Origin of the sequence: Mesorhizobium sp. LNHC209A00 (assembly GCF_000502915.1) — a bacterium.
Lineage (GTDB): Bacteria > Pseudomonadota > Alphaproteobacteria > Rhizobiales > Rhizobiaceae > Mesorhizobium.
Genome location: NZ_AYWT01000020.1, coordinates 48,658 through 59,811 on the forward strand (window position 1 = coordinate 48,658; position 11,154 = coordinate 59,811).

General features: G+C 61.1%; 10 protein-coding genes, 1 tRNA gene and 1 pseudogene. 5 read left to right on the forward strand and 7 right to left on the reverse strand.

All coding sequences use genetic code 11. The features are described from left to right. Complete coding sequence (locus X739_RS139360; RefSeq protein WP_023796077.1) at positions 1-1,770, reverse strand: TadG family pilus assembly protein; 1,770 nt, start codon at positions 1,768-1,770, stop codon at positions 1-3. Continuing rightward, positions 1,771-2,217, reverse strand: coding sequence for a TadE/TadG family type IV pilus assembly protein (locus tag X739_RS01000000166660; protein ID WP_023771521.1), 447 nt, complete (start codon positions 2,215-2,217; stop codon positions 1,771-1,773). A gap of 282 nt (positions 2,218-2,499) precedes the next feature. On the opposite strand from X739_RS01000000166660, the gene X739_RS139355 reads away from it, so the two are divergent. The 4 genes from X739_RS139355 to X739_RS139340 all read left to right on the forward strand — a co-directional run bounded on the left by X739_RS139355 (position 2,500) and on the right by X739_RS139340 (position 7,963). Beyond that, positions 2,500-4,092, forward strand: coding sequence for a peptide ABC transporter substrate-binding protein (locus X739_RS139355; RefSeq protein ID WP_023796078.1), 1,593 nt, complete (start codon positions 2,500-2,502; stop codon positions 4,090-4,092). 164 nt (positions 4,093-4,256) lie between these two features. Then, positions 4,257-5,180: an ABC transporter permease subunit gene (locus X739_RS139350; protein ID WP_015318681.1), complete on the forward strand. Its 924-nt coding sequence runs from the start codon at positions 4,257-4,259 to the stop codon at positions 5,178-5,180. After that, positions 5,173-6,294 carry an ABC transporter permease subunit gene (locus tag X739_RS139345; protein WP_023796079.1) on the forward strand — a complete coding sequence of 374 codons (1,122 nt, stop codon included), beginning with the start codon at positions 5,173-5,175 and terminating at the stop codon, positions 6,292-6,294. Before X739_RS139350 ends, X739_RS139345 begins: the two co-directional genes overlap by 8 nt. Before the next feature lie 49 nt (positions 6,295-6,343). After that, a complete protein-coding gene (locus X739_RS139340) occupies positions 6,344-7,963 on the forward strand; it encodes an ABC transporter ATP-binding protein (RefSeq protein WP_023796080.1) in 1,620 nt (539 codons plus the stop codon). Positions 7,964-8,002: 39 nt separating this feature from the next. Here the strand turns inward: X739_RS139340 and X739_RS139335 are convergent, their stop codons facing one another. The 5 genes from X739_RS139335 to X739_RS139320 all read right to left on the reverse strand — a co-directional run bounded on the left by X739_RS139335 (position 8,003) and on the right by X739_RS139320 (position 10,749). Then, the gene (locus X739_RS139335) at positions 8,003-8,338 is read right to left on the reverse strand and encodes a hypothetical protein (protein WP_023771525.1); all 336 of its coding nucleotides are present in this window, start codon (positions 8,336-8,338) and stop codon (positions 8,003-8,005) included. Positions 8,339-8,484: 146 nt separating this feature from the next. Next, positions 8,485-8,922 carry a hypothetical protein gene (locus X739_RS139330; RefSeq protein ID WP_023771526.1) on the reverse strand — a complete coding sequence of 146 codons (438 nt, stop codon included), beginning with the start codon at positions 8,920-8,922 and terminating at the stop codon, positions 8,485-8,487. 2 nt (positions 8,923-8,924) lie between these two features. After that, positions 8,925-9,140, reverse strand: a complete 216-nt coding sequence (locus tag X739_RS139325) for a hypothetical protein (protein ID WP_023771527.1) — start codon at positions 9,138-9,140, stop codon at positions 8,925-8,927. Positions 9,141-9,743: 603 nt separating this feature from the next. Next, complete coding sequence (locus tag X739_RS1000000168630; protein WP_023784612.1) at positions 9,744-10,034, reverse strand: hypothetical protein; 291 nt, start codon at positions 10,032-10,034, stop codon at positions 9,744-9,746. A 638-nt stretch (positions 10,035-10,672) separates the two neighbouring features. Beyond that, positions 10,673-10,749, reverse strand: a tRNA-Pro gene (locus tag X739_RS139320). A gap of 198 nt (positions 10,750-10,947) precedes the next feature. On the opposite strand from X739_RS139320, the pseudogene X739_RS1000000167300 reads away from it, so the two are divergent. After that, a pseudogene (locus X739_RS1000000167300) lies at positions 10,948-11,154 on the forward strand (phosphomannomutase/phosphoglucomutase); the annotation flags it as partial.

The following is an 11,154-nucleotide window of genomic DNA, read 5'->3' on the forward strand; positions in this document are numbered from 1 at the left end:
CTACTGAACGAGCACCGCTCGGCCGCAGGTCGCGCCGGTGACGCGCACGTCGGCCTGGCCGACGCCCACGCCCAAGGCCGACAGCACATTGTAGAGCAGGTCGTCGACGGGCGCCGTTACAGTGTTGAGCAGTGCCACCACTACTGGTTTGACAGTTCCGAGCAGGGCGGTCACATCGATCCCAAGGCCAAGCAGATTGGCCGAAAGCGACAGATTGTTGACCAGTGACGTGGTGAGCGACTGCGAGATGTTTCGTGTCGAAACCGTCTTCACCGTCTTGTTGGCGATGTCGGTCGCGTTGAAGGTCAGGGTCTGCGGACTGTTGTTGGTGATTGCCGTCGCGGCCGAACCCATCACCTGGATCAACGGGATATTGATCAGCAGGAGCCTGAGGCTCACATCGGCGATGTCTGCATCCGTGAAGGTCTGCGGCTGGCTGAAGTCGGCGAAGCCGGAGGAATTGTTGCTGTTGGCCAGGTTTAGCTGGGCAACGCCCGGATGCGCGGCGATGGAAACGCTGATGCTGGAAGGCCCTGTCGGACAGGTTATGTCGGTCAGTTTGGCCTCGGCATAGGCGACTTCCACATTGAGCGGCAGGTTAACAGCGAGCAGGCTGATGCCGCCGGCGAGGCCCGGCGTGCCGATACCGACGGAGGCCGTCAGTTTGATGCGCGTCTGAGCGGTCCGCACGACGGTGCCGATACCATCGATCGCCAGCCAGGGCGAGGACTGCATCGGCTCGCCGATGGCGATGCTGAGTTTGGTGGAGAGCAGCCCCGGGATGGTGGCGCCGAGATCGATCGCGGCCTGGTTGGTACCGTTGGCGAGCACGGCGGCTGCCGTCAGCATGCCCATGGCGCTTGCGTCTACCCCGAGCCCGGACGGCTGTTGCCCGAGGCCCAGGCTGCCGACCGAACCAAGGTCGACAAGGCTGCTGAGCGGGATCTTGGCGGTGCTGGTCGATTTGGAGGCGATGGTCTGCAGGGCGACCTTGGCCGTATTGCCGAGACCGGGAACATTGGCCATGGCGGTAGCGATCTGGCCGACCGTCGCCTTCGATGCCAGAACGTCGGAATAGGTTCCGGCCGTGATGTTCAGTTGCGTGGCGAGCGCACTGATGAAGGAAAGCACGCTCACATCCGCCGAGACCAGCCCGTTGTAATCCATGACGCTGAGCGAGATGTTGCCGCCGAGAAGTCCGCTCAAAAGTGCGTTGAGGATGCCGCCGTTGACGCTGAGCAACCGCGATCCGACCGAGAACGTCGCCAGCGGCGTCATGCTGGCCGTGGCCTGGGTGCCGATGACGGGAGTGGGGATCAACGAACTTGCGAAATAGCGGTTCGGAATCTTTGCCAAAGTGACGCGGACGGCGTTGTAAGGCGTCACACCCGCCTGGAAGCGCTGGGTGACATTGGTGGTCGATGAGGCATATCGGCCCTGCGTGACCGTCACCACCGTTTTGCCGGCGGCCGGGGCAATGGTCTGGCCCGAAGCTTGAACGACGACGCCCGGCATGCCGTTGTCGGTGAGCGTGGTGACGACCGCGGTGTTGACGTTGTTGATGTTCGAGGCGGCGGTAATCGCCGCCAGATCGACCATCGCCTGGGCTTCCCGGCGCTCGGTGTAGATGGACGCTTCGTCAATGGCCACCGCTGCCAGCGCCAATGCAACCGGCGCGCTCAATGCGGTCATGACGGCGAAGTTCGCCTTCCTGTCTCCCATCATCGACCGTGCAAGCCGACCGATACCCTTGCCCGCCCGCCGCAGCATTCAGATACCCCCGACCCTGATCGTCGACTGACGCTTGATGGTCGTCCCTGGCATCGCTATGCCAGGGAACAGATTCCAGATCGGCAGGTTGCGGGCATCGTAGGAGATGGACACCACGAACTGGCTCCCGTCGGCGACGCTGTCATTGGCCTGGTAGGTCAGTTTGCTGGCGTCCACGAAGGGGTAGCCGCCGGCATTGTTGGTGAGATAGCTGGCCACGAGCGTCCGCCGCTCGGTCTGGTTCACCCCGGCGATGGCTGTCCGGGCAGCGTCGGCTGCAATTTGCTGGATCGAATTGGCGGCGCCAAAATAGATGCCGTATGCAACCATTCCGAGCAAAAGAAGGATGAAAAGCGGTGACAGCAAGGCGAACTCGACCGCTGATGTTGCCGAATTGTCTGATCGGAACTGGCGCCTTCGAGCCTTGGAAATGAGGTTGTGGACCATAGCACCAGCATGCCCAAGTTCGCATGCAGAAAGCGAAAACTCTGGGCACAACCAAAGGCTGCGGTCGATTGAAAACGAATCTCTAATTTAGCCGTTGCTTTCTTGGCAATGGGATTGACTTAGGGTCAATCAGTACTCGGTTGAAAAGAGCTTACCTCCTGTCTAGTCTCCTGCCACCAGCCGCCGGAGGGAACCGACGGCACGCCCGAAGGAGCCAGACATCGGCTCCGGGGCGTCAACACGCAAAGGCGCGCCGATGGCAGCGCCGACAGGGAGAACTTCATGCTGAAAAATATGCTGAAGGCGACGGTATTCGCCACCACCATGGCTGTAACCGCCGGCGCATTCTACACGCCGGCTTTCGCGGAGACCGTCTATAACAGGGGCACCGCCGCTGAATCGGAATCGGTCGATCCGCACAAGACCTCTACGGTCTACGAAGCCAATGTGCTGCGTGATCTGTTCCAGGGATTGGTCATGCAGGACGAGAAGGCGAAGCTTATTCCGGGCGCCGCCGAAAGCTGGACGGTGTCGGATGACGGCACCGTCTACACCTTCAAGCTGCGCAAGGACGGCATGTGGTCGGACGGCAGCCCGGTGACGGCGGACGACTTCGTCTATGCCTTCCACAGGCTGGAAGATCCGGCGACCGGGGCCGAATACGCCTCGATGCTGTATCCGGTGAAGGGCGCGGAGGACGTCAACACCAAGAAGGGCAAGCCCGAGGACATGGGTGTCAAGGCGATCGACGCCGGCACCCTGGAGGTGACGCTGAAGGCGCCGACGCCCTACTTCCTGGAGATGCTGACCCATCAGGCGACCTATCCGGTGAGCAAGGCCTCGATTGAAAAGCTTGGCGCCGACTGGATCAAGCCGGGCAATCTGGTTTCGAACGGCGCCTATACGCTGGCCGAATGGGTTCCCAACGACCACATGAAACTGGTCAAGAATCCCAAATTCTGGGACGCCGGGTCCGTCAAGTTCGACGTCGTCAACTACATTCCGACCGAGGATCGTTCATCGGCGATGAAGCGCTTCGAGGCCGGCGAACTCGACAGCTATGACGATCTGCCGACCGAACAGCTCGCCGACCTCAAGACCAAGTTCGGCGACCAGATCCATGTCGGGCCGTATCTCGGCACCTACTATTATGCCATCAAGACCGACAAGGCGCCGTGGAACAACCCTGAATTGCGCAATGCCATCTCGATGGCGATCGACCGTGATTTCATCGCCGAAAAGGTCTGGCAGAATTCGATGCTCCCCGGCTATTCGATGGTGCCCCCGGGCATCGAGGGCTACACGCCCGCAATGGCCAAATATGCCGACATGCCGCAGATCGACCGCGAGGACGCGGCCAAGAAGATCCTCGAGAAGCTTGGCTACACCCCCGAACATCCGCTGAAGATGGAAATCCGCTACAACACCTCGGAAAACCACAAGAACACGGCAGTGGCGATCCAGGAACAATTGAAGCCGCTTGGCGTCGACGTCACGCTGCTCAACACCGACACCAAGACCCACTACTCCTTCCTCGAGCAGAAGGGCGACTATGACGTGGCGCGTGCCGCCTGGATTGCCGACTACAAGGATCCAGAGACCTTCCTCGGCATCACACGCAAGGCCAGCGGCAACAACTATTCCAACTACAACAGCCCGCAATACGAAGCGGCAATGGACAAGGCCGCGGCCGCCGGCGGCAAGCCCGAAGAGCGCATGAAGGACCTCTCAGCGGCCGAGCGCATCCTCATCGACGATGTCGGCCAGATCCCGCTTCTCTACTACAGCTACCACGACATCGTTTCCTCGAAGCTGCATGGCTTCGTCGACAATGTGATGGACGTGCATCCGTCGCGCTTCGTCAGCAAGGACTGATCCCTGGCCAAGCCGCCGCGCAACTGATGCGCGGCGGCGCTGGTTTGCCATCGCATCGGCCCGGGAAGCGGAAATGGATTTTCAGAACATCCGGTGCGAAGATTTGAAGGCTGGAGCGCAATCGCCCGAGTGGACGAGCATGCTCCGGATCAAGCGGGGCACCGATGCTGCGATACGTATTCCGGCGGCTTTTGACCGCCATCCCGACGCTGTTCGTCATCGTGACGATGGCGTTCTTCCTGATGCGCGTCGCGCCAGGCGGTCCATTCAACCAGGAGCGGGGGCTGAGCCCTGAGATCAAGGCCAACTTGGAAGCCCAGTTCGGCCTCAACGACCCGCTCTGGCTGCAATATGTCCATTATCTCGGCAATCTGCTGCGTGGCAATTTCGGCCCGAGCTACAACATGCCGGATTTCACAGTCACCGAACTGTTTGCCAAGGGCCTGCCCATTTCCGTTCAGCTCGGCGCCTCGGCGCTGATCCTGGCGCTGCTGCTCGGCAGCGTGCTCGGCACCATTGCCGCGCTCAACCAGAACAAGCTTGGCGACTATACCGTGATCGCCTTGGCGACAGCCGGCAGCACCATCCCGACCTTCGTCATCGCGCCGGTGATCCAGCTTGTCTTCGGGCTGACCTGGAGGCTGTTGCCGATCGGCGGCTGGGGCGACGGCGCCTTCATCAACAAGGTCGGCCCGGTGCTGACACTTGCCTTGCCGCAAATCGCCATCGTTGCCCGGCTGATGCGCGGCTCGATGATCGAGTCGCTGCGATCCCATCATATCCGAACGGCGCGCGCGCTCGGCCTTTCCGACTGGTCGGTGGTGGTCAAGCACGCGCTGCGCGGCGCCATCCTGCCGATCGTCTCGTTCACCGGCCCGGCGGCGGCGGCACTGCTGACCGGCTCGGTCATCGTCGAGACGATCTTCTCTATTCCCGGCGTCGGCCGCTATTTCGTCGATGCCGCGCTCAACCGCGATTATACGCTGGTGATGGGAACGGTGGTGGTGATCGCCATTTTTACCATCGTCTTCAACCTGATCGTCGACGTCATGTACGCGGTCGTCGACCCGAGGGTGCGCTATGACTGACATCGCAGCCACGGCCCCCGCAATCGTTGGTCGCTCGCTTTGGGGCGATGCCTGGGCGCGCCTCAAGGCAAACCGCGCCGCCATGTTCAGCCTCTACTACCTCGCCCTAATTGGGGTCATCAGCGTCTTTGGCCCGTGGTTCGTGCCGCATCAATACACGACCATCTACGCCGATTATGTGCGCATGCCGCCAAGCCTCTCGGCCTATCCGAAACCCGATATGATCGAGACGGCACTTACCGAAGCGATCAAACGCATGCGGGTCGAAATCAAGGACTGGCACCAGGAGCGGAGCCAGGTCTTCGTCACGGTCAAGTCGATCAAGCCGATCGACGACCGCAACATCCGCTACCTCGACCGGTCCGATGCCTTCGACGACACCAAGATCGAAAACAAGTCGTCCGACGGCCTCGAAGTGACGATGAGCGCGTCGGTCAAGCAGCAGTATTTCCTGTTCGGCACCGACAATACCGGCCGCGATCTTCTCTCCCGCACGCTGATGGCGGGGCGCATATCGCTGGCCATCGGTCTGCTTGCCGGTGTCGTGGCGGTGGTGATCGGCGTGATCTACGGCGCCGCCGCCGGCTTTTCCGGCGGCAAGGTCGATGAAGTGATGATGCGCATCGTCGACGTGCTCTATTCCTTGCCGTTCATCTTCTTCGTCATCATGCTGGTGGTGTTCTTCGGCCGCAACTTCGTGCTGATGTTCCTGGCGGTCGGTGCCGTGCTGTGGCTCGACATGGCGCGCATCGTGCGCGGCCAGGCGCTGTCGATTCGCCGGCAGGAATATGTCCAGGCGGCGGAAGCCATGGGCATTGGCCAGGGTGGCATCCTGATCCGCCATGTCATCCCGAACCTGCTTGGCCCGGTGGTGATCTACATGACGCTGCTGGTGCCGCAGGTCATCATCCTGGAGAGCTTCCTGTCGTTCCTCGGGCTCGGCATCCAGGAGCCGATGACCAGCTGGGGCGTGCTGATCTCGGTCGGCGCCAAGAACATCGGCACCGCCAACTGGCTGCTCCTGTTTCCCGCCTTCTTTCTGGTCTCGACGCTGTTCGCCTTGAATTTCGTCGGCGACGGCCTGCGCGACGCGCTCGACCCAAGGGATCGATAAAGATGGGGATCGATAAAGATGGGGATCGATAAAGATGGGGACCGCTGAAATGGCTGCTTCCGAAACGATCCTCAGCGTCAAGGACCTGCGCGTCCGCTTCCGCACGCTCGACGGTGCGGTCGAAGCGGTCAAGGGCATCAACATCCACGTCAACGCGGGCGAAACGGTTGCCGTGGTCGGCGAGTCCGGCTCCGGCAAGAGCCAGACGATGATGGCGGCGATGAGCCTGCTGGCCTCCAATGGCGAAGCGTCAGGCCATGTCGACTATCGCGGCCGCAACCTGCTGACCCTGAGCAAGTCCGAGCTGAACAAGGTCCGCGGCCGCAAGATCAGCATGATCTTCCAGGAGCCGATGACTTCGCTCGATCCGCTCTATTCGATCGGCAACCAGCTGATCGAGCCGATCCGGCGGCATCGCGGCCTGAGTGCCGCCGCAGCGCATGAAGAGGCGCTCAAGCTGCTGCGGCTCGTGCATATTCCCGATCCGGAACGGCGGATGAAATCCTATCCGCACGAAATGTCCGGCGGCCAGCGCCAGCGCGTGATGATCGCGATGGCGCTCGCCAATGACCCCGACATCCTGATCGCCGACGAGCCGACGACGGCGCTTGACGTGACCATCCAGGCGCAGATCCTGATGCTTTTGGCCGAACTGCAGCGCAAGCTCGGCATGGCGATCGTCTTCATCACCCACGACCTCGGTATCGTCCGGCGCTTTGCCGACCGTGTCTATGTCATGCGCCAGGGCGAGGTGGTCGAGGAAGGCGAGGCGGAAGCCATTTTTGCCAATCCACGGCACGCCTATACCAAAATGCTGCTGGCGGCTGAGCCGAAGGGAACCAAGTCGCCGCCGCCAGCCGATGCGCCGGTGGTGCTCGAAGGTAGGAATGTCGAAGTCACATTCAGGATCGGCGGTGGGTTTCTGGCCGGCGAACCGCTGATGCTGCGGGCCGTCGATCACATCTCGATCCGGCTGCAGCGCAACCAGACCATCGGCATTGTCGGCGAATCCGGCTCGGGCAAGTCGACGCTCGGCCGCGCCTTGCTGCGGTTGCTGCCAAGCGATGGGCTCATTCGGTTCGGCGATCGCGATATCTCCACTGCCGACCGGCGGCAGATGCGGCCGCTGCGGCGCCAGATGCAACTCGTCTTCCAGGACCCGTTCGGCTCGCTGTCGCCGCGCATGACCGTCGGTCAGGTCGTCACCGAAGGGCTGCTGGTGCATGAGCCCAACCTTTCAGGAAAGCAGCGCGACGAGCGCGCGGTCGAGGCCCTGCGCGAGGTCGGCCTCGACCCCAATGCACGCAACCGGTACCCGCACGAATTTTCCGGCGGACAAAGGCAGCGCATCGCCATTGCCCGCGCCATGATTCTGAAGCCGAAGATGGTCGTGCTGGACGAGCCGACATCGGCGCTTGACCGCTCGGTGCAGAAACAGATCGTCGAACTGCTGCGCAAGCTGCAGGCCGACCACGAACTGTCCTATCTCTTCATCAGCCACGATCTGTCGGTCGTGCGCGCCTTGGCCGACTACATCATCGTGATGAAGCAAGGCAAGATCGTCGAAGAGGGGCCGACGGAAGAGATATTCAGCAATCCACGGGCGCCTTATACGCAGACGCTGATGAACGCCGCGATCGACGTCACTCGGTTTCGACTGAGCGCGTAAAGCGCCGGTAGGGGCAATTATCGCGGCGTCTTCTGTCGCTCAGCTCGCGCACTTGCGTGCGCGCACAGCGACAATGGCATCCTGCTGTTGCTTCAGCCGGTCGATCCTGGCCGTTTCACGGTTGGCGACCGCGGTCTTGACGCGCGATCCGCCCAGCAGCCAGCGCGGCACGCTGGTGTTGGCGACCTTGCCTCGGGTGATCGCCGTCTGCGAGATGTCGCGCGCGCTACTTCCCAGCGCACTGTTCAGCTCGCTACAGCTTAGGCTCTCGTATTTGGCCGGATCGGCCGTCCTGCCGATCGATGAGCATCCGGCAGCCAGGAAGGCCACAGCCAGAAGAGCGGGTGCCGACCTTGTCCTTGAAATCAAACTCATGCGCGCGTCCGGCCCGGCCGTTTTGCCGCCTCCCTGATCTTCATCGATCAACCTAGCGCTGATACCCATTTCGTCAAAGTTTCACCGGCCGGCCAGTGCTCGCGTTCTGCACTTGGCTATCGGCCCGCTTATCGCTGTCGGAATTTTTACGCTGCTTGGGCGGCCAATTCGGTCATGGAGCAACCACCGCCGAGCACAATCTGGGCAATGTCGGCCGCATTGTCGTCTACATGCGCCGTCACCAGCACAATCCCCTCGCCGATACTTAGCCGCTCGGGTGTTCTGGTGGCCGCGACCATGGCTCCGAGTAATCCGCCGAGGCCGCCGCAGAACACGCTGACCAGGGCTATTGCCGACAGGCCGGTCGAGAAAAGGTTGATGTCGTAAACAGCGACGGCGCCGAGCCACGCCAACAGCCCGGCGGCAGCGGCCAGCATGACACCCGGGGACCTCAGGACATCGATTTCGTCACGATAGGGCCCGATAATGGCGATCTGTACGCGCGGGACCCCGGCCGCCAACAGGTCCCCGGCGATCCGCGCCGCTTCGGCATGGGATTCGAAAAGCTTACTGATTGTTGGCATGGTCACTCGGACGTTGCGTCCGTCAGCGTGTCGGTAACGAAGGATGCGGCGATCAGATCGTCCCCGTCGATGCGGCCTCGGCCGCCTTCGATCACGGCCGCTACTTTTTGGAAGGTCTTCATTTCACCCTCGGTGATCTGAGCGTGTTGCATTCTGGTTTTGAGGCTATCTATGCGCATCCCCAATACATGGGATGTTACAGTCTCATGGTTGGACATTGTGGTGCTCATCCGTTCCCGCTTCGCTTGGTTTTCCGCGCCCGAACTCGAACTTGGGCCGAGTGGAAACGTTCCCGGCGCAGGGCTTCGGTCGGGTGGATGTCGGACCTAAGTCTGAGCCTAGAACGCATTGGTCTTGCCAAGCCGGCCGGCCGGAACAGCCGCTCTTTATCACCGTTGTCTGATTGCAAATTACGGGAGAAGTTTGATGGAAAAGAGTGTTGGTCAGGCGCGCTGGTTGCTCGCACCGATTTTCGCGGTGGCCATCACCTTCATGGTGGCTGGAATAGTCCTCAGCTAATCCCTTAGCACATTGGCTCAGCCAAGTTCCTTCGTAGGTCGATAGGCTTCGTCCGTCGCATGCAAGTGCAAGCGAGCATGGATTCGGCGAACCCTCAAGTCTTGGTGGCCAGTTCACTTCACCGCAGAATTCTCGCGACTTGCTTCCGAGTGGGGTGAGATATTCGGGGTTGAAACGATCCGCTTCGCATGGCTGTATTTCAGGCGAGAACTCGAAGCCATTTGCATGAAACGCGCCGCGCAGCGTGCTGGGCAAAGTCACCTGGTGGCCGGGCTCGCGAGAGCCGGGCCACCAGTCAGGCATCAGTAACCGCCGTTTTCCATCACCACCGGATGATGGTGACGGTGGTGGGTGGAGACGGAGCCGGTGACGACGACTGTATTCCGATGGTGATGCCAATGGCGACGGCCATGGTCATAGAACGCTACCCTCCCGTGGTGTCGGTAATGCAGGCGCTGGCCTTCCTCGTTGATGATCCTGACGTTGTGGTGGTGCCGATGGTGGGTCCTGATGACGACGTCAGCCTCGGCTGCCGAAGCCAAAGCGGGCAATCCCATCGAAAGCGCCAAAGCGCACATGATCATTGTTTTCATTGCAAGTTCTCCAACTGCTTTGATTAGCCCTTCGTTGGATACAACTGCTGTTGATCCCTTTGGTTCCGGTTCCCCGGGACAGCCGGACGCAGCATCGAAGGGCTGGCTATCGCGTCGCCACGATTTGAAAAAGAGGGGCTTGCTTCCGGCCATCTGCGCCGGCGGTGGCAAACACCACTCGCGTTCTGTCACTGCTAGGGAGGAACGCTCTGCCGCAAATGTGAAGACAATTCGCCCACCTGGCACCAGATCCCGTCAGGCGACGGAACATTAGGCCGGCCTAACAGTTCTTCCCGCAGCAGACATCACGGTTTGGTGTCCGCTGAAGATCAGCAGGCAAAGGCTGATCGGCCCGCGTCCTCCGCCAGAGGCGCGGGCTTCACCGGGCAACAGGAGTGAGATTATGAACAACATTATTTGGCTGGTGGGAGCGGTGGTCGTCGTCATAGCGGTATTGAGCTTTTTCGGCCTCCGCTAGACGCCTGCACACGGTGGCAGGGACTTCGTGGCCCATGCCCCTAAGAGGAACGAATCTCGCGTCCGTTCCCAAGGAACAGGCATGATCTTGGGCAAGGCTCTATCTCTGGTGAATCTCGGGTGGGGCGCCAAGGTCGGGATGCGCTAACATACTGAATTTCTGGTCGGAGTGGCAGGATTTGAACCTGCGACCCCCTCGTCCCGAACGAGGTGCGCTACCAGGCTGCGCTACACTCCGTGACCAGATCGCGGGCTTATAGCCGCCACACTTCGTTCCTGCAAGCGGCAATGGCAGCCCTTCTGTCGCATTTCGTACGCTTTCCGCGGGCATTGCCGGATGGCCCGAATTTCGGTCGGGATAAACGCGGTTTAAAGCCTTGTGTGCTAAGCCGCTGCATTGATGCATCGTATTTCTGCCGCTTGGAGCCCTGCCGTCTTGCCCCTAAAAATCGTCGGCGAAGCTTGGCCAAACAGCTTCGAATTCGAAACCGCGGCGCTGATCAAGGCATCCGGTTTTCGTGAATATGACGCGCGCTGGTGGTTCGGCCATCCCGGTTCGACAGTGCCGCCAGAACTCAATCTGATCGGCGTCCAGGCGCTTGGCATGGGGCTCGGCACGATGATCCGGCGTCTCGGCGTCGGG